The organism is Achromobacter sp. RTa (assembly GCF_000757485.1).
In the GTDB taxonomy this organism is placed as follows: Bacteria; Pseudomonadota; Gammaproteobacteria; order Burkholderiales; family Burkholderiaceae_B; genus Achromobacter.
The window spans coordinates 1-26,421 of sequence record NZ_JPYO01000007.1 but is presented as its reverse complement, the minus strand read 5'-3'; the positions used below and the strand labels follow the sequence as shown (position 1 = coordinate 26,421).

Annotated in this window: 17 protein-coding genes; 13 read left to right on the top strand and 4 right to left on the bottom strand. The window is 67.2% G+C overall.

Annotated features, from left to right (window positions below):
• Positions 1-96: 96 nt before the first annotated feature.
• The gene (locus tag JL37_RS03845) at positions 97-609 is read right to left on the bottom strand and encodes a DUF192 domain-containing protein (RefSeq protein WP_052096838.1); all 513 of its coding nucleotides are present in this window, start codon (positions 607-609) and stop codon (positions 97-99) included.
• An 89-nt stretch (positions 610-698) separates the two neighbouring features.
• Positions 699-944, bottom strand: a complete 246-nt coding sequence (locus JL37_RS03840; RefSeq protein ID WP_006220277.1) for a cold-shock protein — start codon at positions 942-944, stop codon at positions 699-701.
• Between the two features lie 225 nt (positions 945-1,169).
• On the opposite strand from JL37_RS03840, the gene clpS reads away from it, so the two are divergent.
• The 13 genes from clpS to JL37_RS03775 all read left to right on the top strand — a co-directional run bounded on the left by clpS (position 1,170) and on the right by JL37_RS03775 (position 24,295).
• Complete coding sequence (clpS, locus tag JL37_RS03835; RefSeq protein ID WP_025135841.1) at positions 1,170-1,484, top strand: ATP-dependent Clp protease adapter ClpS; 315 nt, start codon at positions 1,170-1,172, stop codon at positions 1,482-1,484.
• Between the two features lie 158 nt (positions 1,485-1,642).
• Entirely contained in the window at positions 1,643-6,874 is a 5,232-nt protein-coding gene (locus JL37_RS03830; RefSeq protein ID WP_156124208.1) for an alpha-2-macroglobulin, read from the top strand.
• Positions 6,871-9,093, top strand: coding sequence for a penicillin-binding protein 1C (gene pbpC / locus JL37_RS03825; RefSeq protein ID WP_043542146.1), 2,223 nt, complete (start codon positions 6,871-6,873; stop codon positions 9,091-9,093). The genes JL37_RS03830 and pbpC overlap by 4 nt, the downstream gene beginning before the upstream one ends.
• 55 nt (positions 9,094-9,148) lie before the next feature.
• Positions 9,149-11,461 (top strand): ATP-dependent Clp protease ATP-binding subunit ClpA, encoded by a 2,313-nt coding sequence (gene clpA, locus JL37_RS03820; protein WP_043542304.1) that lies wholly within the window; start codon positions 9,149-9,151, stop codon positions 11,459-11,461.
• A gap of 19 nt (positions 11,462-11,480) precedes the next feature.
• A complete protein-coding gene (locus tag JL37_RS03815; protein ID WP_043542145.1) occupies positions 11,481-12,797 on the top strand; it encodes a paraquat-inducible protein A in 1,317 nt (438 codons plus the stop codon).
• A 36-nt stretch (positions 12,798-12,833) separates the two neighbouring features.
• Positions 12,834-14,495 (top strand): intermembrane transport protein PqiB, encoded by a 1,662-nt coding sequence (locus JL37_RS03810; protein ID WP_043542143.1) that lies wholly within the window; start codon positions 12,834-12,836, stop codon positions 14,493-14,495.
• 5 nt (positions 14,496-14,500) lie between these two features.
• Positions 14,501-15,220, top strand: coding sequence for a PqiC family protein (locus JL37_RS03805; RefSeq protein WP_081954972.1), 720 nt, complete (start codon positions 14,501-14,503; stop codon positions 15,218-15,220).
• A gap of 171 nt (positions 15,221-15,391) precedes the next feature.
• A complete protein-coding gene (gene putA, locus JL37_RS03800; RefSeq protein WP_043542142.1) occupies positions 15,392-19,213 on the top strand; it encodes a trifunctional transcriptional regulator/proline dehydrogenase/L-glutamate gamma-semialdehyde dehydrogenase in 3,822 nt (1,273 codons plus the stop codon).
• Positions 19,214-19,452: 239 nt separating this feature from the next.
• Positions 19,453-20,598, top strand: a complete 1,146-nt coding sequence (locus JL37_RS03795; RefSeq protein ID WP_043542140.1) for a branched-chain amino acid ABC transporter substrate-binding protein — start codon at positions 19,453-19,455, stop codon at positions 20,596-20,598.
• Positions 20,599-20,677: 79 nt separating this feature from the next.
• A complete protein-coding gene (locus JL37_RS03790; RefSeq protein ID WP_369798516.1) occupies positions 20,678-21,685 on the top strand; it encodes a branched-chain amino acid ABC transporter permease in 1,008 nt (335 codons plus the stop codon).
• The gene (locus tag JL37_RS03785; RefSeq protein ID WP_043542137.1) at positions 21,682-22,770 is read left to right on the top strand and encodes an ABC transporter ATP-binding protein; all 1,089 of its coding nucleotides are present in this window, start codon (positions 21,682-21,684) and stop codon (positions 22,768-22,770) included. Before JL37_RS03790 ends, JL37_RS03785 begins: the two co-directional genes overlap by 4 nt.
• Positions 22,767-23,567 carry an ABC transporter ATP-binding protein gene (locus JL37_RS03780; protein WP_043542136.1) on the top strand — a complete coding sequence of 267 codons (801 nt, stop codon included), beginning with the start codon at positions 22,767-22,769 and terminating at the stop codon, positions 23,565-23,567. Before JL37_RS03785 ends, JL37_RS03780 begins: the two co-directional genes overlap by 4 nt.
• Complete coding sequence (locus tag JL37_RS03775) at positions 23,564-24,295, top strand: ABC transporter ATP-binding protein (protein ID WP_043542132.1); 732 nt, start codon at positions 23,564-23,566, stop codon at positions 24,293-24,295. Before JL37_RS03780 ends, JL37_RS03775 begins: the two co-directional genes overlap by 4 nt.
• A 140-nt stretch (positions 24,296-24,435) precedes the next feature.
• Here the strand turns inward: JL37_RS03775 and JL37_RS03770 are convergent, their stop codons facing one another.
• Positions 24,436-25,674 (bottom strand): CaiB/BaiF CoA-transferase family protein, encoded by a 1,239-nt coding sequence (locus JL37_RS03770; RefSeq protein WP_043542130.1) that lies wholly within the window; start codon positions 25,672-25,674, stop codon positions 24,436-24,438.
• 20 nt (positions 25,675-25,694) lie between these two features.
• A partial coding sequence (locus JL37_RS03765; RefSeq protein ID WP_043542127.1) for an enoyl-CoA hydratase/isomerase family protein occupies positions 25,695-26,421 on the bottom strand: 727 nt, incomplete at its 5' end.

The following is a 26,421-nucleotide window of genomic DNA, read 5'->3' as shown; positions in this document are numbered from 1 at the left end:
CCGTCCGCCAGTTCCGCCGCCAGCCGGGGGCGGGAACGAAAAGGGAGCCCCTGGGGCTCCCTTTCCTATTGCGTCTGGCGCGGCGCCGGCCGCGCCTCAGGGCAGGCCGTCCAGTTTCTTGCCGGCCTTGATGCCGTGCTGCTCGTACCAGCCTTGGGCCATCTCGAGCGCGTAGCGCACCGGCTTCTTGGCGCAATGCGGGTCTTCGGTCTGGGGCGCCATGTCTTCAATGTTGACGATCGTGCCGTCGTCGGCGATAAAGGCAATCGAGAGCGGCAGAAGGGTGTTGCGCATCCAGAAGCACTGTACGTCCGGCTGCTCGAAGACGAACAGCATGCCGTCGTTGCCCGGCAGTTCGCGGCGGAACATGAGGCCGTTGCGGCGGGTTTCGTCCGAATCGGCGACTTCCGCGCGGATAATATGTATGCCGGCGGACAACTGCACGGTGGGCAGCGGAGGCTGCGGGCCGGATTGCTGGGCGGCCGCGGGCAGGGCGAACGCCGCGGTCGCGGCCACCAAAAAGGCCGTGGCGGATGGCCGGATTGCCTTGAAGAACGGTAACTTGAACAATGTACGGCTGATGGAAAACAAAACGGCGTTCTTGGACATGGCCCTGGCAGCGGAAGAAAATAACAAGGCGGGGCCCGAGAGCCCCGCCTGATAATGGCGCAACCCTGCGGTTGCGCTTTAATGGTAAATCAGGCAGCAGTGATATTCAGCGCCTGTTTGCCTTTGGGCCCCTGAATAATCTCGAAGGCCACTTTCTGGCCTTCTTTCAGGGTTTTAAAACCATTCATTTGGATGGACGAAAAATGGGCGAACAGATCTTCACCGCCGTCGTCGGGCGTAATGAAGCCAAACCCCTTTGCATCGTTGAACCATTTGACGGTGCCCGTCGATTTGGGATTGTCCCCTTGGACGGCGGTTGCGGTCGTATCAGACATGCGGACTGCCTCATTGAATCGTATGTTGACAGAAGGGCACGCGGCCTAGACCCCTGGTCCCCCTTCGGCTTCCTGGCAGATTTTCGATGAGTTGAAAACCCCAGAATGCGTGGATAATGCGCCGCTTTTCTTTACGGCGTCAAGTATGGAAACTACGCATTTCTACGTGTAATTTTCCGTAAGTTACATGCTAGCCGTCCCCAGTTTAAATAGAATAGCGGCCCTATGAGTTCTACCTTGGATACCCAGCATGATTTGGCCGTCGAGAAGGCGCCGGCACGCGTCGCGCCGCCTCCGATGTATCAGGTCCTGCTGTTGAATGACGACTACACCCCGATGGAGTTCGTCGTGAAAGTCCTGCAGAAGTTCTTCAATAAGAATCATGAAGAAGCGACGCGGATCATGCTGCAGGTGCACCACGAAGGGCGTGGCGTGTGCGGGGTCTATCCCCGCGACCTGGCCGCCACGCGGATCGCGCAGGTCGCGCAATATGCGCGCGCGCGGCAGCATCCCCTGCAATGCGTCATGGAACCGGTCTGAAACCCAGAATCCGATACGCCGCCTGTCATGGCGGCGTTGTGTTGTACGGATAGTTTGAAAGCAGTGCCCGCGCACCGGAGAAGCGCGCGGGATGGCCGGTCGGCAGTTCCGCCGCAAAAAGGAACTGCGCAATATTAAGAGTAAGCGGGAGATGTGCCGTGAGTGGAAAGATCAGCAAGACCTGGCTGGCGACAGCCGGCGTCGTCGTATTGGCGGGCGCCATCGGCCTGGGCTGGTGGATGGGGAAAGAACGCCAGGCGGCCCCTCCGGCACCCGTTGCAACGTCGCAGCAGGCCAGCCCGCCGGCTGCGGCTGGCGCGGGCGGCAATGACGCCACGCCGGCCTTGCCCGCCACGGCGGTGGTCGGCGCGGCCGATCCCTTCGCGGCGCTGACCTGCCAGCCGCGCCAATATAACGACGCCCTGGCGCTGGCCGTGACATTCACCCAGCCGGTGGACGCCAAGGCCCAGCTGGACACGTTCCTCCAGGTGACCGACACGGGTTCCACGTCCGGAGCCGCGGACGAGGATTCCGAGTCCGCCGCCAATGCCGGCGATCAGCCCGCCTCGGTCCAGCCGGGCGACTCCGCGCCCAAGGGCAAGATCCTCAAGGGCAACTGGGTGGTGGGCGACAATCCCCGCATCGTCTATTTCCCCTATGTCCAGCCGCAGCGTTCCTACGCGATCACGATGCGCGCCGGGCTGCCGGGCGCCGGCGCCTCGGGCAAGCTGGCGCAGGTTGCGCACTGCGAAGTGAAGACGCAGGCCATGCCGCCGTCGTTCTATTTCGCCAGCCGCGGCGTGGTGCTGCCGGCCGGCCAGAATGGCGGCCTGCCCGTGGCCACCGTGAACACCCCCGAGGTGGACGTGCAGTTCCTGCGCGTGTCGCCCGAGCGCGTGCCTGAGCTGTTCGATACCGTGCTGGGCATCGGCCGCAATGCCTCCGCCTCGTCCGGCGACGACGACGACGCGGGCAGCGACTATGAAGACGAGTGGCGCTATTCCGACAACCGCAGCCTCAAAGGCTCGGTCAGCAACTGGGACCTGGACCGCCTGAATTCGCTGACGACCAGCGTCTACCAGGGCCGTTTCGTTACCGACGACAAGCCCAACCGCCGCCACGTCACGTTCCTGCCGGTCGAAGGCATCAAGGAGCTGCAGGAACCCGGCATCTACGTCGCCGTGATGAGCCAGCCAGGCCGCTTCCGCTATGAGTACCAGGTGACGTATTTCTACGTCAGCGACATCGGCCTGCACGCGCGCCGCTATACCGACCGTATCGAGGCCTATTCCGTTTCCCTGAAGAGCGGAACCGCGATCTCGGGCGCCGTGTTCGAACTGGTGGACGGCGCAGGCAAGACGCTTGCCAAGGCGGCCGCCGACGGCCAGGGCCATGTCCGCTTCGACGGCAGCTTCGCCAACGCGCGCGTCATCCGCGCCTCGCGCGATAAGGAAATGACGGTCCTGGCCCTGGGCGAGCCGGCCCTGGACCTGTCCGAATTCGATACGGGCGGCCACACGGCCCGCCCCAATAACCTGTTCGTCTACGCCGGGCGCAACCTGTACCGCCCGGGCGAGACCTTCAACGTATCGGTGCTGCCGCGCGACCTCGACGGCCGCATGCTGGCGCCGTCTCCGCTGACCGCCACGCTCAAGCGCCCCGACGGCCGTACGGTGCTGACCACGCTGTGGCACCCCGCCAAGGACCTGCCGGGCTATGTCGAGCGCAGCGTCGACTTGCCGCAGGACGCGCAGACCGGCACCTGGCTGCTGGAACTGCGCGTGGACCCGGCGTCCCGCGCGCCCGACGCTTCCTGGAAATTCCAGGTCGAGGAATTCCTGCCAGAGCGCATGAAGATGGCGCTGACTTCCGAGCAGGAGGTGCTGAAGCCCGAGGAAACGCTGACCGTGGACGTGCAGGGCGACTATCTCTATGGCGCGCCCGCGGCCGGCAACCGGCTCCTGTCCAGTTTCCAGGTCAAGCGCGACCGCTACGCGCTGCCCCAGCAGTGGCCCGGCTTCATCTTCGGCGACGTGGCCGACGATACGCGCCGCCACTTCGAAGAGCTGCCCGAAGCGGCGCTGGACGACAAGGGCCGTGGCCAGCTCGAGGTCGATCCGCGCACCGGCGGCACCCATTCGCCGATGAAAGTGCGGGTCTCGGCCAGTCTGCTGGAATCTGGCGGCCGCCCCGTCGTGCGTTCCATCGAGCGCAGCGTCTGGCCCGCCGACCGGCTGATCGCCGTGCGCCCGCAGTTCGACAGCGACGTCGCCCGCGAAGGCGCGCCCGCCGGTTTTGAAGTGCTGCGCGTGGACGCGCAGGGCAAGTTTGCGCCGCTGGCGCAGGCGCAGGTGCGCCTGTTCCGTGAAGAACGCCAATACTACTGGCGCTTCGACGACCAGCGCGGCTGGAACAGCGGCTATACCGAAACCGAGGAGCTGGTCGACTCGCGCGAGATCGCGCTGAACGACCGCGCCCAGATGACGCTGCCCGTGAAGTGGGGCCGCTACCGCCTGGAAATCGCCGATCCCGAGACCGGCGAAACGATGCGCTACCGCTTCTACGCCGGTTGGAACGCGCAGGACGCCGACTCGATGGGCAACCGCCCCGACCGCGTCCAGATGAAGCTGGAAGGCGTGCCGGCCAAGCCGGGCGACAGCGTCAAGCTGACCTTGACCCCGCCGCATGACGGCCAGGCGCTCATTACCGTCGAAGGCGACCGTATGTTGTGGTCCACCTGGGTGGCGGTGAAGGCTACGGGCACTCAGGTCGAGATTCCGGTCGACAAGACCTGGAAGCGGCACGACCTGTATATCGCGGCGGCGGTGTTCCGCCCCGGCAGCGAAGGCGACCGCGTGACGCCGGCGCGCGCGCTGGGCCTGACTTTCCTGCCCATCGCCAGCGCCGATCGCAAACTGGACGTGCAGCTCACGGCCGCGCCCAAGGCGGTGCCCGAGACCAAGACGACGGTGCGCGTCAAGGTGGACGGCGCCCAGGGCAAGCAGGCCACGGTGACCGTGTCGGCCGTGGACGTGGGCATCCTGAACATCAACCAGTACAAGACGCCCGATCCGCTGGACTACTTCTTCGGCAAGCACCGCTACGCGCCCGAACTGCTGGACATGTACGGCAAGCTGATCGAGAAGATGGACGGCACCAAGGGCAAGCTGAAGTGGGGCGGCGACGCCGCCATGCGCGGCGACAGCAAGAGCCTGCCCAAGAAGGTCAAGCTCGTGGACCTGTTCTCGGGGCCGGTGAAGCTGAACGCGCAGGGCGAGGCGGACATCCCGCTGGACCTGCCTGATTTCAACGGCACGCTGCGCCTGATGGCCGTGGCCTTCACGCCCGACAACTACGGCAGCACCGACACCGAAATGGTGGTGGCGGCGCCGATCGTGGCCGAGCTGAACACCCCGCGCTTCATCACGCCGGGCGACCAGGCCGCGATCGCGCTGGACCTGACCAACCTGAGCGGCGCCGAGCAGAAGGTGACCGTGAAGCTGGAGGCGCTGGATCCGCTGGCCATCGTCGATGGCGTCAAGACCGTGACGCTGAAGGACAAACAGCGCGCCACGCTGCGCTTCAACGCGACCACCACCGGCTCGTACGGCCTGGGCCTGATGCGCCTGACCGTCGACGGGCAGGGGAGCGGCAAGCCCGTGCACATCGTGCGCGAATCCGTGCTTCAGGTGCAGCCCGCCCATGCGGCCGAGCGCCAGGTGCGGCGCCTGCGCCTGAACCCGGGCGAATCGAATGCGCCGCAGGCGTCGTGGGTGGCGTCGTATTACCCGGACTCCACCACCGTCAGCCTGACCGTGTCGAACCGTCCGCCGTTCAACGTCAACCGCCTGGTCGAGGGCCTGCTCAACTATCCCTACGGATGCACCGAGCAGACCATCAGCGCGACCTTGCCGTGGGTGATGATCGACGAGGATTCGGCCAAGCAGTTCGGCCTCAAGCCGCGCACCCAGGCCGAACGCGAGGCCAAGGTGGCTGGCGCGATCGGCCGCCTGGCCGGCATGCGCAACGCCGTCGGGTCCTACAACCTGTGGAGCAGCTCCTCGTCGCGCGACGTGTGGCTCACGGCCTATGCCGTCGGCTTCCTGCAAGACGCCCGCGACAAGGGCTTCGAAGTGCCCGAGGCGTCGTTGGACCGTTCGCGCCAGTGGCTGCTGGAGCAGGTGCAGCAGAGCACCGGCGCGTTCGGCACCTGGTCGGCCAACCTCAAGCGCAACCTCGAGTCCGGACGCTTCGACTCCAGCGACGCCAACATCCTGCGGGAAGACCATCGCCGCTTCGCCGGCCTAGCCACTGCGGCGCTGGCGCTGGCGCGCGACAAGAAGGCGCCGCTGTCCACCGTGCGCCAGCTGTTCGACAACTACCAGGAGCGCGCGCGTTCGCCGCTGCCGCTCATCCAGCTGGCGGCAGCCTTCAAGCTCATGGGCGACGAAGGGCGCATGAAGTCCGCGCTCGACCTGGCCGTGGCGCGCGAGTACGGTATCAACCAGCGCCGCAACAGCGCCTATTACGACGACTGGCTGGGCGACTACGGCAGCAGCGTGCGCGACTACGCGCTGGGCTATGCGCTGGTGGAGCAGTACGACCTGCATCACGAGCGCGCGGGGAACCTGCTGACGCAGCTGGCAAGCCGCCTGGGCAACCGTTCGTACCTGTCGACGCAGGAGCAGATGGCGCTGCTGCTGGCCGCGCGCGCGCTCGGCGGCGACAAGGCCACGCCTTGGGAAGCCGCGCTGACCGTGAACGGCGTGCGCAAGCCGCTGGTCGGAGGCAAGAGCGACCAGACGGTCTCGCTGTCGGCGGCCGAACTGGCCGGCACGCAGCTGCAGAATACGGGCACCCAATCCCTGTTCGTCGAGTACGACATCCAGGGCAGCCCGACCTCGGCGCCCACGCCCCGCAACGACGTGATCCAGCTCAAGCGCGGCTGGTATCGACCGGACGGCCGTCCGTGGGATGGCGGCACCCTGCAGACCGGCGACATGCTGGTGGTCTGGGTGCAGGCCAGCGCCAACCAGAACATCCCCGACGGGCTGCTGGTTGACCGCGTGCCGGCTGGCTTCGAGGTCGAGAACCTGAACCTGTCGCAAAGTCCCGAGATGCAGGACTGGACCATCGGCGGGCGCCGCGTGGCCGAAGCCATGGCCGATCCCAACATCAAGCACCGCGAATTCCGCGACGACCGCTATGTGGCCGCGGTGGCGCTGGGACGCGGCAAGGTGGATGTGTTCTACCTGGTGCGCGTCGTGACGCCGGGCCGCTACGCGGTGCCGTCGACGGTGGCCGAGGATATGTACCGGCCGGAAATCCGGGGCGTAGGCGAGCAATGGAGCACGGTAGAAATCCGCGACCGCGGCGCCAAGCGTCCTTGAACGCCGCCGTCACCCCGGCGTCGGGCGCCACGCGCGCCCGCCGCTGGCGGCGGCGGGGAATCTTCGCGGCCAGCGCGTTGTTTGCGCTGGCCGCGTTGTTATTCACGCTGGACCGCCTGTATCCCCTGCCGCCCGTGGACTCGGGCGGCGCGGCCGTGGTCGTGGCCGCCGACGGCACGCCCTTGCGCAACTATCCCAGCCGCGACGGGATCTGGCGCTACCCGGTCAAGCCGGGCCAGGTGTCCGAGCGCTACCTGGAAACGCTGCTGACCTACGAAGACCGCTGGTTCTACTGGCATCCCGGCGTGAACCCGGTGGCGCTGGCGCGCGCCGGATGGCAATGGGCCACGAACCGCCGCATTGTGTCGGGCGGGTCCACCCTGACCATGCAGGTCGCGCGGCTGATCGATCCGGAGCTGGCCGGCAAGCCCTCGCGCTCCATTTTCGCCAAGCTGCGCCAGGCCTGGCGCGCCGTCCAGCTGGAGATGCACTATAGCAAGGACGAGATCCTGTCGCTGTACCTGACCCACGCGCCGATGGGCGGGATCGTCGAGGGCGTCGAGATGGGCTCGCGCCTGTGGCTGGGCAAGCCCGCCCGCGACCTGAGCCCCGCCGAGGCAGCGATGCTGACCGCCTTGCCGCAGGCTCCGTCGCGGCTGCGGCCCGACCGCCATCCGGAGGCCGCGCAGGCCGCGCGCGACAAGGTGCTGGACCGCATGGTCGAGCTGGGCCGCTGGACGCCGGCCGAAGTGGCGGACGCCAAGATCGAGCACGTAGTGGCGCCGCCGCTGCGGGCCCGCTGGCTGGCGCCCCTGGCCGCGCAGCGGCTGTTGCAGGAGGCCGCCGTGAAGCGCCCCGGTTCCCGGCGCCCGGGCGAGCGGCCGGCCCTGGTGGCCTCCACGCTGGACGCGGACATGCAGGCCTCGGTGGAGCGCATGCTGCTGGACCGGGTGGACGGCCTGCCGCCCAAGGTGTCGATGGCCGTGCTGGTGATGGACAACGACACGCTGGAGGTCAAGGCATATGCCGGTTCCGCCGATTTTTCGGACGATAGCCGCTACTCCCACGTGGACATGGTGCGCGGCGTGCGTTCGCCGGGCTCGACGCTCAAGCCCTTCCTGTACGCGCAGGCGCTGGACGAGGGCCTGATCCATTCCGAAAGCCTGCTGATCGACGCGCCCATGTCTTTCGGCGGCTATGCGCCCGGCAATTTCCAGGCGACTTTCTCGGGCCCCGTCAGCGTCGCCCAGGCGCTGCAGCGGTCGCTCAACGTGCCCGCCGTGGACCTGCTGGACCGGGTCGGGCCCGCCCGGTTCGCCTCGGTCATGCTGGCCGGGGGAGTGTGGTTACGATTGCCTGCCGGCGCGCAGCCGAATTTGAGCTTGATTTTGGGCGGGGGCGGCACCACATTGGAAGAACTGGTGGGCGCTTACCGGGCCCTGGCCCGGGGCGGTGTTTCAGGGCGGCCCCGCCTGAGGGCGGAGCAGCCGATGGTCGAGTCCCGTATGATGAGCCCTGGGGCGGCCTGGATCGTCCGCGATATTCTCGAGGGCGGCGGCCACCCCGACCGGCCGTTCTACCAGTCGGGCAGCCCGGGCCGGCAACTTGCCTGGAAAACCGGGACGAGTTTCGGATTCCGGGACGCCTGGGCCGTCGGAGTGACCGACAGGTGGACGATAGGCGTCTGGGTCGGGCGTCCCGACGGCACGCCCAATCCGGGCTTTTTCGGGGCGAACGTGGCGGCGCCGCTGCTGCAGGATATCGTGGCGGCATTGCCGGAAGGCGTGCAGCAGGTCCGCGTCAGGCCCGAAACGGTGCAGGCGGCCGTGATTTGCTGGCCGCTGGGTTACAGGCTGGGCAGCGTGCCGTCCGGCGTCTGTCCGGAACAGCGCGCGGCGTGGATCTTGAACGAGACGGCGCCGCCGTCGTTCGCGGGCTATGCCGACGCCTCGCAGGGGCCATTGCGCCTGCAGGGCGTCGCGGTGGGTTCGGTGCTGAGGCCCGTGCCCGGCGCGCGCCAGGTGGCGCTGGACGTGGATGTGCAAGGAGCCGAAGGCGAAGTATGGTGGATGCTCGACGGGCGCGTCGTCAATCATGGCGCGCCGGATCATCCTTTCAAATTAGTGCTGGCCGGCGACGGCCGGTATACGCTTACAGTCATGGATGCGCAAGGGCGCCACGATAGCGTGGTTTTTGAAATCGCTGGCGTTACGCCATGATCGGCATAGAATATGAATCGTGTATTTGACCGCTTCGATGCGTCACGGAGGAAGCGTGATTTCTCAAGAGCTTGAAGTCAGCCTGCATATGGCTTTCGTCGAGGCCCGCTCGGCCCGGCACGAATTTATTACAGTCGAGCACCTGTTGTTGTCGCTGCTCGACAACGCTTCGGCTGTCGAGGTCCTGCGCGCCTGCGCTGCCAACCTGGATGAATTGCGCCGCAACCTGCGCCAGTTCGTCTCGGAAAACACGCCCGTGATTCCGAGCGGCGCCGAGGTCGACACCCAGCCCACGCTGGGATTCCAGCGCGTGATCCAGCGCGCGATCATGCACGTATCCGCGGGGGGCACCGGCAAGAAGCCGGTTACCGGCGCGAACGTGCTCGTGGCCATTTTTGGCGAAAAGGATTCGCATGCCGTGTACTACCTGCAGCAGCAGGGCGTCACGCGGCTGGACGTCGTCAACTTCCTTTCGCATGGCATTACCAAACAGCCACAGGTGGAGTCCGCCGCCGTGCAGAAAGAGCAGCAGACCAATGGTGAAGAGCAGGGCGAATCGCGCCAGTCGCCCCTTGATCAGTACGCCACCGACCTGAACGCGGCCGCGCTGGCCGGGCGCATCGATCCCCTGATCGGGCGCGAGCACGAGGTCGAGCGCGTGATCCAGGTGCTGTGCCGCCGCCGCAAGAACAATCCCCTGCTGGTCGGCGAGGCCGGCGTGGGCAAGACGGCGATCGCCGAAGGCCTGGCCTGGCGCATCACGCGTGGCGAGGTGCCCGAGGTCCTGCAGGCCGCCCAGGTCTATTCGCTGGACATGGGCGCGTTGCTGGCGGGCACCAAGTACCGCGGCGATTTCGAGCAGCGCCTGAAGGGCGTGCTCAAGCAGATCCGCGGCAACCCCGACGCCATCCTGTTCATCGACGAAATCCATACGCTGATCGGTGCCGGTTCGGCCTCGGGCGGCACGCTGGACGCGTCCAACCTCTTGAAGCCGGCCTTGTCGTCCGGGCAGCTCAAGTGCATCGGCGCAACCACCTACACGGAATACCGCGGCGTCTTCGAGAAAGACCACGCGCTGTCGCGCCGCTTCCAGAAGATCGACGTGCCCGAGCCCAGCGTCGAGCAGACCGTGCAGATCCTGCGCGGGCTGAAGAGCCGCTTCGAGGAGCACCACAGCGTCCGCTACTCGGCCGCCGCGCTGTCGGCCGCCGCGGAGCTGTCCGCGCGCTTCATCAATGACCGCCACCTGCCCGACAAGGCCATCGACGTGATCGACGAGGCCGGCGCCGCGCAGCGCTTGCTGCCGCGCTCGCGCCAGAAGAAGGTGATCGGCAAGGTGGATATCGAGAACATCGTGTCCAAGATCGCGCGCATTCCGCCGCAGTCCGTCTCCAACGACGACCGCAGCAAGCTCGCCACGCTGGATCGTGACCTGAAAACCGTGGTCTTCGGGCAGGACAACGCCATCGAGGCCTTGTCCGCCGCCATCAAGATGGCGCGTTCGGGCCTGGGCAAGCCGGAAAAACCCATCGGCGCCTTCCTGTTCTCCGGCCCCACCGGCGTGGGCAAGACGGAAGTGGCCCGCCAGCTGGCGTTTACGCTGGGCGTCGAGTTGCTGCGCTTCGACATGTCGGAATACATGGAGCGCCACGCCGTGTCGCGCCTGATCGGCGCGCCTCCGGGCTACGTCGGGTTCGACCAGGGCGGGCTGCTGACCGAAGCCATCACCAAGCAGCCGCACTGCGTGCTGTTGCTCGATGAAATCGAAAAGGCGCACCCGGACGTGTTCAACATCCTGCTGCAGGTGATGGACCACGGCACCTTGACCGACAACAACGGCCGCAAGGCGGACTTCCGCAACGTCATCCTCATCATGACGACGAACGCGGGCGCCGAGACCTTGAACCGTCCGTCCATCGGCTTCGCGAATTCGCGCGTGGTGGGCGATGAAATGGCCGAGATCCGTCGCATGTTCACGCCCGAGTTCCGCAACCGCCTGGACGCGATCATCCCGTTCGCGGCGCTGGACCGCGAAATCATCCTGCGCGTGGTGGACAAGTTCCTCATGCAACTGGAAGACCAACTGCACGAGCGCCGCGTGGAAGCGATCTTCACCACCCGACTGCGCGAGCATCTCGCGAAAGAGGGGTTCGATCCGCTCATGGGCGCGCGTCCCATGCAACGCCTCATCCAGGACACCATCCGCCGCGCGCTGGCCGACGAACTGCTGTTCGGCAAGCTGGTCGAGGGCGGCACGGTCACGGTGGACCTGGACGACGAAGGCAAGGTGACGCTGAGCTTCGATGACAGCGGCAAGCCGCCGTCCTCGGATGCGCCCGACAAGCAGGAAGTCGAATTGGTTGATTAGGCAAGGGCCTGCCTCCCTTATGACTGCGGACCGCCAGCCGCTGATCGAGTGCGAACACTGCGCAAGCATCTATCGCCGGCATCAGCTCGAACCTGGCGAGACCGCCAATTGCGCCCGCTGCGGCGCCATTCTGTGGCGCTACAGCGGGCTGACTTTGTCCAATTGGCTGGCGCTCGCCATCGCCGCCCTGATCATCTTCGGGGTGGCCAACGCCTATCCTGTCGCCTCCATGTCCGTGCAGGGCATGACGCAGCAGGCCTCGTTGCTGGACGCCATTTCCATCACGTGGCGCCAGGGGCATTGGGTGGTGGCGGTGATGACCGGCATGGCCGGCTTCGTGCTTCCGCTGCTGCAGCTGAGCGTCCTGCTCTGGGTGCTGGGCCCCCTGTCGCAGGGGCGCGAGCCCGTGGGGTTCCGGCCGGCGATGCGGCTACTGGGCTTTCTGCGGCCCTGGTGCATGGTGCCGGTGTTCCTGCTGGGCGTGCTGGTGGCCGTGGTGAAGCTGGCCGGCATGGCGGCGGTGTCGCCCGGCATCGGGCTGGGCGCGTTCGGCGTCCTCACCATTCTCCTGACCATGCTGGGCCGGCTGTCGCCGCACGTGGTGTGGCGCTATGCCGAAAGCGTAGGCGTGGCCCCGGTGCACGTGCCCGAGGCCGGGCCCGGCCAGATCCTGACGGGCTGCCACGTCTGCGGCCAGGTGCAGGCCCTGGCGCGCGAGGCCGATCCGGAGGCCGAGCACCATTGTGTGCGCTGCGACGCGCTGGTGCACTACCGTAAGCCCGACCACGTGGCGCGCACCTGGGCGCTGCTGCTGGCCGCCGTGGTGTTCTACATTCCTGCCAACGTGCTGCCGGTCATGAAGGTCAGTTCCGTGCTGGGCGACAGCGCCCATACGATTCTGGGCGGCGTGGTCGAGCTATGGGAGATGGGGTCCTGGGACATCGCCCTGATCGTCTTCATCGCCAGCGTGGCCGTGCCGCTCACCAAGCTGCTTGCGCTCATCCTGCTGCTGCTCACCGAGCAATGGCGCAGCACGACCAACCTGCGCCCGCGCACCCGGCTGTACCAGATGGTCGAGTTCATCGGCCAGTGGTCGATGCTGGACGTTTTTGTCGTTATATTGCTTGCGGCGCTGGCGGATTTCCAGGGCTTGATGGAAATCAGCGCCGGCGCGGGCGCGGCGGCTTTCGGGGTGGTCGTGATCCTGACGATGCTGTCCGCCATGAGCTTCGACCTGCGCCGCAGCTGGGACCTGGAAGGGCAAAGTGAAATAGAATCAGCGCCGGTCGAGGGCCGGCGCCAGCCGGCGCCCGGCGCTGGCCAGGAAATCAGCTAGGCTGCGGCGGGTCAGCCTACAAAAAAGGAAGAGTAGATGTCCGAGCAAGCACCCGGATCCGGCGAGGAGAAGTTCGCTTCGCCCTCGATCTCGCGCAAGCAGAAGAGCCGGATCTCATGGATTTGGCTGGTGCCCATCGTAGCGGCCCTGATGGGCCTGTCCCTGGTCGTGCGGACCTGGATGCAGGCGGGACCCGACATCTCCATTTCGTTCAATACCGCCGAAGGGCTGGAAGTCGGCAAGACCCAGCTGCGCTACAAGGACGTGACGATCGGCACTGTGAAGTCCATCGGCTTCAATTCCGACCGCACCAAAGTGGTGGTGCAGGCCGAGCTGGCCAAGGAAGTCTCCGACCTTGCCCGCGAGGGCACCAATTTCTGGGTGGTGCGTCCGCGCCTGGACGTGAGCGGCGTGTCCGGCCTGGGCACCTTGCTCTCGGGCGCCTACATCGGCGTGGACGCGGTCGAGGGCAAGAACGGCAACAAGGCCACCAAGCTGGAGTTCGAAGGCCTGGAAGTTCCGCCCGCCGTGACGCATGATCGCGCGGGCAAGCGATTCAAGCTGAAAGCATCGGACCTGGGCTCGCTGGACATCGGCTCGCCGGTGTATTTCCGCCGCATCAACGTCGGCCGCGTGATCGGCTATGCGCTGGATCAGACCGGCAAGGCCGTGAACGTCGAGGTGTTCGTGGACGCGCCCAACGACAAGTTCGTCACCAACGGCACGCGCTTCTGGAATGCCAGCGGGGTGGACTTCAGCGTCAATGCGGACGGCCTGAAGGTGCGCACGCAGTCGCTGGTGTCGATGGCGGTCGGCGGGGTGGCCTTCGAGCCGGTGCTGACCGCGCGCGATGCCGGCACGCCGGCGGCGGCGGACGCCCAGTTCGATCTCTATCCGACCGAGACGGCCGCCAAGGCGAATCCGGACGGCGAAGCCTTCCCGATCCGCATGCGTTTCGACCAATCGATCCGCGGCCTGGCCGTGGGCGCGCCGATCGACTTCAGCGGCATCACCCTGGGCAACGTCACGCAGATCAACCTGGATTTCGATCCTGTCGCCAAGCGCTTCTATTCCCTGGTGGACGCCACGCTGTATCCGGAGCGCCTGGGGCGCGTCTTCGACGAAGTGCGCGAACGCGCCCTCAAGGACGGCGACGTGGCGGGCGGCAGGCTGCTGGGCGGCATGATCAAGCACGGCCTGCGCGCCCAGCTGCGCACCGCCAACCTGCTGACGGGCCAGCTATACGTGGCGCTCGACATATTCCCGAACGCCAAGCCGGTCGAGTTCAAGATGTCCGAGCCCGCGTTCATCCCCACGGTGCCCGGCAACCTGGACCAGCTGCAGCAGCAGGTCAGCAACATCATCTCCAAGGTCGAGAAGATTCCGTTCGACAAGATCGGGGAGGACCTGCGCGCCACGCTGGCCAGCACTTCCAAGCTGATGGGCCGCCTGGACAAGCAGGTGGCGCCCGAAGCGCAGCGCATGCTGAAGCAGGCCAGGGAGTCGATGGCGCAGATCAACGCGCTGCTGGCCTCCGATTCGTCGCTGCCCGTCAATACGGAGCGGGCCATGCAGGAGCTGGGCCGCGCGGCCCGCTCGCTGCGAGCCCTGGCCGACTTCCTGCAATCCAACCCCGAGGCCTTGTTGCGCGGCCGCGGCCCAGACCCGATCCCCGGCGCCGGTCCTGTCAGGAACTGAAACCCATGAATAGACGCCCATCCCGCGCTCGCCCGGCGAGCCTGCCCTCCAAGCCCGCTGCCGCCTCCATCGGCCGGCAGGCGTCCCGCCTGCGCGCGGCCCTGGCCCTGGCGGCCTTGTCGGCCGTGCTGGCGGGCTGCGGCTCGTCGGCGCCGGTGAACTACTACACGCTGCAGGGGCCGTCGGCCCCCACGGCCGCCGGGGCCGGCGGCGCGTCCGCCGCCTATCTGGTCGACGTGCAGCCGGTCAGCATCTCGACCCAGGCCGACCAGCCGCAGCTGATGGTGCGCACCGGCGACGGCAGCCTGTCCGCGCTGTATTCCGAGCGCTGGAGCTCGCCGCTGGGAGACGAGCTGCGCGGCGCGCTGTCCGACGCGCTCAAGCGGGAACTGGGCGCGCTGGACGTGCAAATGGTCAAGCCCGGGCCCGGCGCCGCCGTCTGGCGCGTCCAGACGGACGTGCAGCGGTTCGAGCTGGTGTCGGGCAGCATGGCGCAGCTGGACGCTACCTGGCGCGTGCGGCCGGTCAACATGAAGGGCGCCGGCCTGCTGTGCCGCAGCGTGGTCACGGAGACCGTGGCCGAAGCCGGCGTGCCCGCGCTGATCTCCGCGCAGCAGCGCGCGGTTTCCGCCCTGGCGGCGACCATGGCCTCGGCCATCCGCGGCCAGGCGCCCGCCGGCTCCGCATCGGTCCAGATGCTGGGCTGCTCGCCCTTGAAAGACTAAAGCGCGTCCGGGCAAAACACGCCTGTTCTCAAGTGGTTAACCTAGGGTTAACCGCAATACAAACGCGGTTGCAACCTGTCTAGCATACGGTCCTACCCCATGCTGGGTTCCGGGTTTCGGTTCCGTGCCGGCCCAGCATCACCTCTGCCATGCGACAGGAAGCAATCTCTTATGGCCAGCACGACCCTAGGCGTCAAAGTCGATGACGCGCTCCGCGACCGGCTGAAGGCCGCCGCGCAAAAGCTCAATTGCACGCCGCACTGGCTGCACAAGCAGGCGATTCTTGCCTACCTGGACAAGATCGAGCGCGGCCACCTGCCCGCGGAGATGTCGCACCTGGGCTCGGACGCCGGCGCCGAGGACGAGGCGGGCGAGGGGCATTCGGCGCCCACGCCGCCGTTCTTCGAGTTTGGCCAGGACGTGCAGCCGCAGTCCGTGCTGCGCGCGGCCATTACCGCGGCCTACCGCCGTCCCGAGTCCGAGTGCGTGCCGCTGCTGCTCGGGCAGGCCCGCATGCCGAACCTGGAAAAGATCCACGCGCTGGCCAGCGGCCTGGTGCAGAAGCTGCGCGGCAAGCGCAGCGGCGGCGGCGTGGAAGGGCTGATCCAGGAGTTCTCGCTGTCCAGCCAGGAAGGCGTGGCGCTGATGTGCCTGGCCGAGGCCTTGCTGCGCATCCCCGACCGCGCCACTCGCGACGCGCTGATCCGCGACAAGGTGGCCCGGGGCGACTGGAAGTCCCACATGGGCGGTTCCCAGTCCCTGTTCGTCAACGCCGCCACCTGGGGCCTGATGATCACCGGCAAGCTGGTGGCGGTCAGCAGCGAGCAATCGCTGTCCAAGGCGCTGACCCGCCTGATCGGCAAGGGCGGCGAACCGCTGGTGCGCAAGGGCGTGAACATGGCCATGCGCATGATGGGCGAGCAATTCGTGTCGGGCCAGACCATTTCCGAGGCCCTGGCCAACAACCGCAAGATGGAATCCCGCGGCTTCCGCTATTCCTATGACATGCTGGGCGAGGCCGCGACCACGGCCGAGGACGCGGATCGCTATTACGCGTCGTACGAACAGGCCATCCACGCGATCGGCAAGGCGGCGGCAGGCCGGGGCATCTATGAAGGGCCGGGCATTTCGATCAAGTTGTCGGCCCTGCATCCCCGCTATTCCCGCGCCCAGCGCGAACGCGTGATGGCCGAATTGCTGCCGCGTGTGAAGGCCCTGACCGTGCTGGCCCGCAGCTACGACATCGGCCTGAACATCGACGCCGAAGAAGCCGACCGCCTGGAGATCTCGCTCGACCTGCTGGAGGCACTGTGCTTCGAGCCGGAGCTGGAGGGCTGGAACGGCATCGGCTTCGTCATCCAGGCCTACCAGAAGCGCGCGCCCTTCGTGATCGACTATGTGATCGACCTGGCCCGCCGCAGCCGCCATCGCGTGATGGTGCGCCTGGTGAAGGGCGCCTACTGGGACAGCGAGATCAAGCGCGCCCAGGTCGACGGCCTGGAAGGCTATCCCGTCTACACGCGCAAGGTCTACACGGACGTGGCGTATCTGGCCTGCGCGCGCAAGTTGCTGGGCGCGCCGGAGGCGGTGTACCCGCAATTCGCCACGCACAACGCCTATACCCTGTCCGCCATCTATCAGCTGGCCGGCCAGAACTATTACCCCGGCCAGTACGAGTTCCAGTGCCTGCACGGCATGGGCGAGCCGCTGTACGACGAAGTGGTGGGGCCGCTGGCGCAGGGCAAGCTGAATCGCCCTTGCCGCATCTACGCGCCGGTGGGCACGCATGAAACCCTGCTGGCCTATCTGGTGCGACGCCTGCTGGAGAACGGCGCCAACACCTCGTTCGTGAACCTGATCGGCGATGAGACCATTCCGGTCGAGCAATTGGTTGCGGACCCGGTCGAGGCCGCGTCTCGCATCGTGCCGTTGGGCGCGCCGCACGAAAAGATCCCGCTTCCGCGCGAACTCTATGGCGACCCGCAAGAGGGCGCGCGCTCCAATTCGGCGGGCCTGGACCTGAGCAACGAACATCGCCTGGGTTCGCTGTCCGCGGCCCTGCTGGCCAGCGCCGCGATGCCGTGGCGCGCCGCGCCGATGCTGGGCGAGGGAGGCGACGTCTGGGACGCCGGCCGCGCCGTCGAAGTGCGCAACCCCGCCAACCTGCGCGACGTGGTGGGCCACGTCATCGAGACGCAGCCGGAAGAGGCCGAGGCCGCGTTGCGCGCGGCCGCCAACGTCTCGCCCATCTGGCAGTCCACGCCGGTGGCCGAGCGCGCGCAATGCCTGCGCCGCGCCGCGCAATTGCTGGAAGAGCAGATGCAGACCCTGCTGGGCCTGATCGTGCGCGAGGCCGGCAAGTCGCTGCCCAACGCCATCGCCGAAGTCCGCGAGGCCGTGGATTTCCTGCGTTACTACGCGGACCAGGCGGAAACGGAGTTCAGCAACGACACGCACCGTCCGCTGGGCACCGTGCTGTGCATCAGCCCCTGGAATTTCCCGCTCGCCATTTTCACCGGGCAGGTCGCGGCCGCGCTCGCCGCCGGCAATACGGTGCTGGCCAAGCCGGCCGAACAGACCCCGTTGATCGCGGCTCAGGCCGTGGCCATCCTGCGCGCCGCGGGCGTGCCGGCCGGCGCCGTGCAGTTGCTGCCGGGCCGGGGCGAAACCGTGGGCGCCCAGCTGGTTTCCAGCCCTGGCGTGCGCGGCGTGATGTTCACCGGCTCCACCGATGTTGCGCGGATCATCGCGCGCACGCTGGCCGACCGGCTGGACGACGCGGGCCATACCATTCCGCTGATCGCGGAAACAGGCGGCCAGAATGCCATGGTGGTCGATTCCTCGGCCCTGGCCGAGCAAGTCGTGTTCGACGTGCTGACCTCCGCCTTCGATTCGGCGGGCCAGCGCTGCTCGGCCCTGCGCGTGCTGTGCGTGCAAGAGGACAGCGCCGACCACGTGCTGACCATGCTGCGCGGCGCGATGCGCGAACTGAGCGTGGGCAACCCGGACCGGCTGTCGGTGGACGTCGGCCCCGTCATCGACACGGAGGCCCGCAACGGCATCCAGCGTCACATCGAGGCCATGCGCACCGCCGGCCACCGGATCGACCAGGTGGAACTCAACGGCGAATGCCGCCACGGAACCTTCGTGCCGCCCACCATCATCGAGATCGACCACATCAGCGAACTGACGCGCGAAGTGTTCGGCCCGGTGCTGCACGTGGTGCGCTACAAGCGCGATGAGCTGGACGCCCTGCTCGACGCGGTCAACGGCACCGGCTACGGCCTCACGTTCGGCGTGCACACCCGCATCGACGAAACCATCGCGCACGTGACCGGCCAGGTCCATGCGGGCAACGTCTACGTCAACCGCAATATCGTCGGCGCGGTCGTGGGCGTGCAGCCGTTCGGCGGAGAGTGCCTGTCGGGCACCGGCCCCAAGGCCGGCGGCCCGCTGTACATGTACCGCCTGCTGGCCACCCGTCCGTCCGGCCTGCCGCCCGCGCTGGACGCATCGGCTCCGCTGCCGCAGCGCATCGCGCTGCCGGGGCCGACGGGCGAAACCAATACCTACGTGCTCGAGCCCCGCGGCGCCGTGTATTGCGTGGCGGCCACCGAGGCAGGCGCGCGGGCGCAGTGGTCGGCCGCCAGGCGGACCGGCAACCACGCCTGGTTCGCGGACACGCCCGCGGCGCAGGCGCTGCTGGCTACGCTCGACGCCGAGCAGGGCGGCCAGGCGGGGATCCTGGCCGACGACGAAGTCGACCAGGCGGATTACCAGGCCGTGCTTTTCGAGGGCGACGGCGACGCGCTGCTGGCGCTGAACCAGCGCATTGCCCAGCGCCCCGGACCCATCCTGTCCGTGCACGGACTGACGCCGGACGCGATCGCAGCCGGAGCCGGCTACGTGCCGGACCGCCTGCTGGCCGAGCGCTCCATCAGCGTCAATACGGCGGCGGCAGGCGGCAACGCCAGTCTCATGACCATCGGCTGACGGCGCCGGGGGCAACCCTTTGGTATCTGAGGGTTATCTCCAATATCGGGCAAGGTTGCACTGGAAGCAAAATCCGGTCGCACCTCTAGTCCGGATGTCGCAACCCGGCATCCGGACTCTGCAGAACATGCATGCGCAAGACCCCGGCAACATCGGGGCTTACGGTAGTAAAAAACCAGAAGCCTGGCTAAAAGCTCAGGTATAACAAGGTCTTAAGTCCGACACCTCGGAGGATACCCATGAAGTTCCGCACCACTTTGAAGCTTGTCGCCGCCAGCCTCGCCGCCGCAGGCGTGGCCGCCGCCGCGCAGGCCGCCGACATCAAGTTCGGGTTCGCCGCGCCGCTGACCGGCCCGCAATCGCACTATGGCGAAGACATGCAGAACGGTCTGAACCTGGCCCTGGAAGAAGCCAACAAGAAGGGCATCAAGGTCGACGGCAAGCCCGCCACCTTCGTGCTCGTCTCGCGCGATGACCAGGCCGATCCGCGGGTCGGCGTGCAGGTCGCCCAGCAACTGGTCGACCAGGACGTTGTCGGTATCCTGGGCCACTTCAATTCGGGCACGACGATCCCCGCTTCGCGCGTCTATCACGAAGCCGGCCTGCCGCAGATCGCGATGGCCACCTCGCCCGAATACACCAAGCAGGGCTACGAGACCACCTTCCGCATGATGACCAGCGACACCCAGCAGGGCGCCGCCGTCGGCAAGTTCATGGTCGAGAAGCTGAACGCCAAGAAGGTCGCGATCATCGACGACCGCACCGCCTACGGCCAAGGCCTGGCCGACGAGGTCGAGAAGGCCGTCAAGGCCGCGGGCGGCCAGGTCGTGCGCCGCGAGTACACGACCGACAAGGCGAACGACTTCACCGCCATCCTGACCAACATCAAGGGCGCCGCGCCCGATGCGATCTTCTACGGCGGCCTGGACGCGCAATCCGGTCCCATGAAGCGCCAGCTGGCGACGCTGGGCCTGAAGGCGCCGCTGGTCTCGGGCGAAATGACCCGCAGCGATACCTTCATCAAGCTGGCCGGCGACGCCGCCGACGGCACCTACGCCTCGCTGGCCGGCGTGCCGCTGGACAAGATGGCTGCGGGCAAGGACTTCGAGCAGCGCTACCAGGCGCGCTTCAAGAAGGCGCCGGGCGTCTACGCCCCGTACGCCTACGACGGCGCATGGAACATGATCACCGCCATCGAGCAGGCCGGCTCGGCCAAGCCCGAAAAGTACCTGCCGGCCCTGGCCAAGCTGAACCGCAAGGGCGCCACCAGCGAGCACATCTCGTACGACGCCAACGGCGACCTGAAGGAAATCTCGGTCACCATCTACGAAGTCAAGAACGGCAAGTGGGAGATGGTTGAAACGATGGTCAGCCAGGCCAACTAAGGCTGGCTGGTCCGGGCGGGAAGGCGGCATGGCCGCGCCCGCCCGCGAGTAAAAGCGCGCGCGCCGTCCGGCGTGCGCGATGCGCGGCGGCGCGGCAGGCCCGAGGGCCGCCGCAGCGCCATACGCGCGATTTTTCCAGGCTTATTCCGCGGCCCCTATGGATATCTTCATTCAACAACTGATTAACGGCGTCACGCTAGGCAGCGTGTACGCCCTGGTCGCCCTCGGCTACACCATGGTGTACGGCATCATCGGGCTGATCAACTTCGCGCACGGCGACGTCGTCATGATCGGCGCGATGGCGGCCACCACGGTCGCCATTTCGCTGGTCGGCGGCGACCCGGGCACGTCCGCTTTCGTGGTCCTGGGCGTGGGCCTGCTGGTCTCGGTGCCGCTGTGCATGGCGGTGGGCTGGACCGCCGAGCGCGTGGCCTACCGGCCGCTGCGCCGGGCGCCACGGCTGGCCGCGCTGATCACGGCCATCGGCGTATCCATCATTCTGCAGAACGTCGCGATGATGGCCTGGGGCCGCAATTACCTGAATTTCCCGCAAGTGCTGTCGCCCCAGGTGTTCGAGATCGGCGGCGCGCGCATGAGCACGCTGCAGGTCGCCATCGTGGTGATCGCGGCGCTCATCATGGGCGGCCTGCTGGCCGTGGTGCACAAGACCCGCCTGGGCACGGCCATGCGCGCCACCGCGCAGAACCGCGAAGTGGCCGGGCTGATGGGCGTGAACATCAACACCGTCATCTCCGCGGCTTTCCTGATCGGCTCGGCGCTGGCGGCGGTCGCGGGCATGATGGTCGCCACCTATTACGGCGTTTCGCAATACACCATGGGCTTCATGCTCGGCCTTAAGGCCTTCACGGCCGCGGTGCTGGGTGGCATCGGCAACCTGGTGGGCGCGATGGCCGGCGGCCTGTTGCTGGGCGTTATCGAATCCTTGGGCGCGGGCTATATCGGCGACCTGACCGGCGGCTTCCTCGGCAGCCACTACCAGGACGTGTTCGCGTTCTTCGTGCTGGTGCTGGTGCTGATCTTCCGTCCGTCGGGCCTGCTGGGCGAACGCGTGGGAGATCGCGCATGAGCGGAAACCTGAAAAGCAGCGGGTTCTCGGCCCGCAACCTGATCGGCATCGCGCTGATCGGCATCGTGCTCGCCGTTCTGCCCTTCGTGCTCGGCATGGCCGGGCAGAGCTGGGTGCGCATCCTGAACTTCGCCCTGCTGTACGTGATGCTGTCGCTGGGCCTGAATATCGTGGTGGGTTTCGCCGGGCTGCTGGACCTGGGCTACATCGCGTTCTACGCGGTGGGCGCCTACACCTGGGCGCTGCTGGCCTCGCCGCATTTCGGCCTGCACCTGCCTTTCTGGGCGATCCTGCCGATCGCCCTGGCCGTGGCTTGCCTGTTTGGCGTGCTGCTGGGCGCGCCCACGCTCAAGCTTCGAGGAGACTACCTGGCCATCGTCACCCTCGGTTTCGGGGAGATCATCCGCATCTTCCTCAACAACCTCAACGCCCCGGTGAACATCACCAACGGGCCGCAGGGCATCAACCGCATCGACACGTTCAAGGTGGGCGAGTTCGCGTTCGGCCGCACGGAAAGCCTCTTGGGCTTCCGCGTGACGGGCCCCGAAAAGTACTACTACCTGCTGCTGGCGCTGACCCTGGTCATCGTGGTGGTGTGCGTGCGCCTGCAGAATTCGCGCATCGGCCGCGCCTGGGAAGCCATACGCGAAGACGAGATCGCCGCCAAGGCGATGGGCATCAATACCCGCAACATCAAGCTGCTGGCCTTTGCGATGGGCGCGTCCTTCGGCGGCGTGGCGGGCGCGTTGTTCGCGTCGATGCAGGGCTTCGTCAGCCCCGAGAGCTTCTCGCTGATGGAATCCATCTCGATTCTCTGCATGGTGGTGCTGGGCGGCATGGGGCATATCCCGGGCGTGATCCTGGGCGCGCTGATCCTGGCCGCGCTCCCCGAGTTCCTGCGCGCCGTGGTCGAACCGTTCCAGCAGATGGTGTTCGGCGCCGTGGTGCTGGATCCCGAGGGCATACGCATGCTGCTCTTCGGCCTGGCCATGGTGTGCGTGATGCTGTTCCGCCCCGCCGGCCTGTGGCCGTCGGCCGTGCGCAAGCGCGAACTGGCCAGCAAGGCCCAAGGAGGCGCGGCATGAGCAAACTGCTGCAAGCCCAGGGACTGGGCAAGCGCTTCGGCGGCCTGCAGGCCTTGTCCGAAGTCAGCTTCGATATCGAGCAGGGCGAGATCTACGGCCTGATCGGCCCCAACGGCGCGGGCAAGACCACGCTGTTCAACGTGCTGACCGGACTGTACATCCCGGAAGAGGGTTCCTGCACCTTCGCGGGCGAATCCCTGTCCGGCAAGAAGCCGCACGAAGTCGCCTACGCGGGGCTGGCGCGCACGTTCCAGAACATCCGTCTGTTCGCCAACCTGAGCGCCATCGAGAACGTCATGATCGGCCGCCATATGCGGACGCGTTCCGGCGTATTCGGCGCGGTGCTGCGCACGCGTGCCACGCGCGCCGAAGAGGCCGCCACGGAAGCGCGGGCGCAGGAGCTGCTGGAATACGTGGGCATCGGCCACCGCGCCAACGACGTGGCCCGGTCGCTGCCCTACGGCGACCAGCGGCGCCTGGAGATCGCGCGCGCGCTGGCCACGGATCCCAAGCTGCTGGCGCTGGACGAGCCGGCGGCCGGCATGAACGCCTCCGAAACCGTGGTGTTGCGCAAGCTGATCGAGAAGATCCGCGGGGATGGCATCACGGTGCTGCTCATCGAGCACGACATGAAGCTGGTCATGGGACTGTGCGACCGCGTGCTGGTGCTGGAGTACGGCAAGGTGCTGGCGATGGGCAAGCCCGCCCAGGTGCAGCGCGATTCCAAGGTTATCGAAGCGTATCTGGGCGCGGGCGCTGCCCAGGATCCGCTGATTCATCAGGAGCGCCCGGCATGACGGCGGCATCCCAACCCTTACTGGAATTGCGCGGCCTGCAGGTCGCCTATGGCGGCATCCGCGCCGTGCGCGGCATCGACCTGCGCGTGGACGAGGGCGAACTGGTATGCCTGATCGGCGCCAACGGCGCGGGCAAGAGCACCACCTTGCGCTCCATCTGCGGCCTGGTGCCGCTGGCCGGCGGCGAAGTGGTCTACGGCGGCCAGTCCATCGGCGGCGAGAAATCGCACGAACTGGTGCGCCGCGGCCTGGTCATGGTGCCGGAAGGCCGGGGCATCTTCGGCCAGCTCACCATCGAGGAAAACCTCGCCATGGGCGGCTACGTGCGGCGCGACGCGGCGCAGGTCCGCCAGGACACGGACCGGGTCTTCACCCTGTTCCCACGCCTGGCCGAACGCCGCAAGCAGGCGGCCGGCACCTTGTCCGGCGGCGAACAGCAGATGGTGGCGATGGGCCGCGCGATGATCGCGCGCCCCAGGCTGCTGCTGCTGGATGAGCCCTCGATGGGGTTGGCGCCGCTGATGGTCGAGAAGGTGTTCGAGGTGGTCCGCACCATCGCCAGCGAAGGCGTCACGATCCTGCTGATCGAGCAGAACGCGCGCCTGGCGCTGGAGAACAGCCATCGCGGCTACGTGATGGAATCCGGCGAGATCATCCTGTCCGGCCCTGCCGGGGACATGCTGCACGACCCCAAGGTGCGCGCGGCCTATCTGGGCGAAACCGAGTAGAGCGCCTAGGGCAGGGCTTCGAGTTCGCGGATGCCGTGAGCCGGAGGCCGGGCGGAGGGATCCGAAGCGCAGCCCACTGGGCGAGCATCGGAATCCCGCAGTCCGGACGCCGGCGGCTCAAGAAACCCCGCCCTCACGTTCTAGGCCGGCGCGCGCTCCCGGTCCACGGCCGCGACCACGCCGGCCTCGATCAGCGCATCGATTTCCTGTACTCCGTAGCCGAACTCTCCCAGGATCGCGATCGTGTCCTCGCCCAGCCGCGGAGCCGCGCGATGGTACTGGGCGGGCGTGGCCGACAGCTTCACCGGCATGCCGACGGTGCGCACCTTGCCGGCCACCGGGTGATCCTGTTCCACCACCATGCCGCGCGCCAGCGTCTGCGGATGCGATAGCGCCTGCGCGACCGAATGCACCGGCCCTGCGGGCACGCCCGCAGCGTCGAAGATATCCAGCCATTCCTGCGCGCTGCGCGTCTCCAGGATGGTCGACATCTCCGCCACCAGTTCGTTGCGATTGTTCATGCGGTCACGATTGCGGGCGTAGCGCGGATCGTCCGCCCACTCGGGCTTGTCCAAGGCGTGCGCAATGCGCTGCCAGTTCTTCTCGTTCGCGCCGCCGATGATGATCCAGTCCGTGGCGGTGGGGAACGCCTGGTATGGCGCGCTGAGCACGTGCGCGGACCCGGTGGGGCCGGGCGAGACACCGCTGCCGAAATAGATCGCGGCATGCCAATACAGCTGCTGCAGGCTGGCTTCGAGCAGCGAGGTTTCCACGATCTGGCCTTCGCCGGTGCGCTGCTTGTGCTGGTACGCCGCCAGCACGCCGAACGCGGCCAGCAGGCCGGCGTTGATGTCAGCCACGGAATTGCCGGTGCGCAGCGGGGGGCCGCCGGGTTCGCCCGTGATCGCCATCAGCCCGGAAAAGCCCTGCGCCACCAGGTCGAAGCCGCCCTTGTCGGCATAGGGGCCGGTGGTGCCGTAACCCGACACCGCGCAATAGATCAGGCCGGGATTCTCGCGGCGCAGCGTGTCGTAGCCCAGGCCCAGTTTTTCCATCGTGCCCTTGCGGAAGTTCTCGGTCACGACGTCCGCGTCCCGGATCATGCGCAGCAGGACCTTCTTGCCTTCGGGGTGTTTCAGGTCCAGCGCGATGGCGCGCTTGTTGCGGTTGAGCATGAGGTACGGCGCCGAGATTCCGTTGATCTGGGGATCGCGGTACTGGCGCGAATCGTCCCCGCCGTCGAGCTTCTCGACCTTGATGACGTCGGCGCCCATGTCGGCCAGCATCATGCCGCAGGTCGGCCCGGCCATGATTTGCGAAAGCTCGATCACGCGCATGCCGGCCAGGGCGCCGGCGGGGCGGTGAGTGTCGTTATGCATGAGGACTCCTAGCGCCGCGTTCAGCGGCCGTTGAATTGCGGCTTGGCCTTGGCCAGGAAGGCGTGGTAGCCCGCGCGGAAATCTTCGGTGTCGAAGCAGTCGAACGCCTCGTCGCGGTCGGCGTCGGTCAAGGCCTTGCCGCCCACCAGGTTGCGGATGAATTTCTTGTGCCAGCGCGCAACCAGCGGCGCGCCGTCGGCGATGCGGCGCGCCGTCGCCCAGGCTTCTTCCGCGACCTTCCCGTCGGGCTCAACTCGGGTGACGACGCCCAGGCGCAAAGCCTGCGCCGCGTCGAAGATGCTGCCTTCCAGCAGCACCTGCAGCGCCACAGATGGCCCGACCAGCCGCACCAGCGGCGCCAGTTCCGAATACGACATCACCAGGCCGAGGTTCTTGATCGGCACGCCGAACCGGGAGCTTTCGCCGCAGATGCGGATGTCCGCCAAGCTGGCGATCTCCAGCCCGCCGCCCACGCAGATGCCGTGGATCTGCGCCACGACGGGATGCCGGCATCCGCCGATGGCCTCTATCGTCCGGCGCATGACGGCGCCATATTCCACGGCTTGCCGCTTGTTGCTGCGCGCGGTCTCGAATTCACCGATATCGTTGCCCGGCGAGAAGGCCTTCTCGCCGGCCCCGCGCAGCAGCACGCAACGCACGCTGTCGTCGGCGTCCAGCTCCAGGAAGGTGTCGCCCAGCAGGCGCCAGCCGTCGATGGTCAAGGCGTTGAGTTTTTCCGGGCGGTTC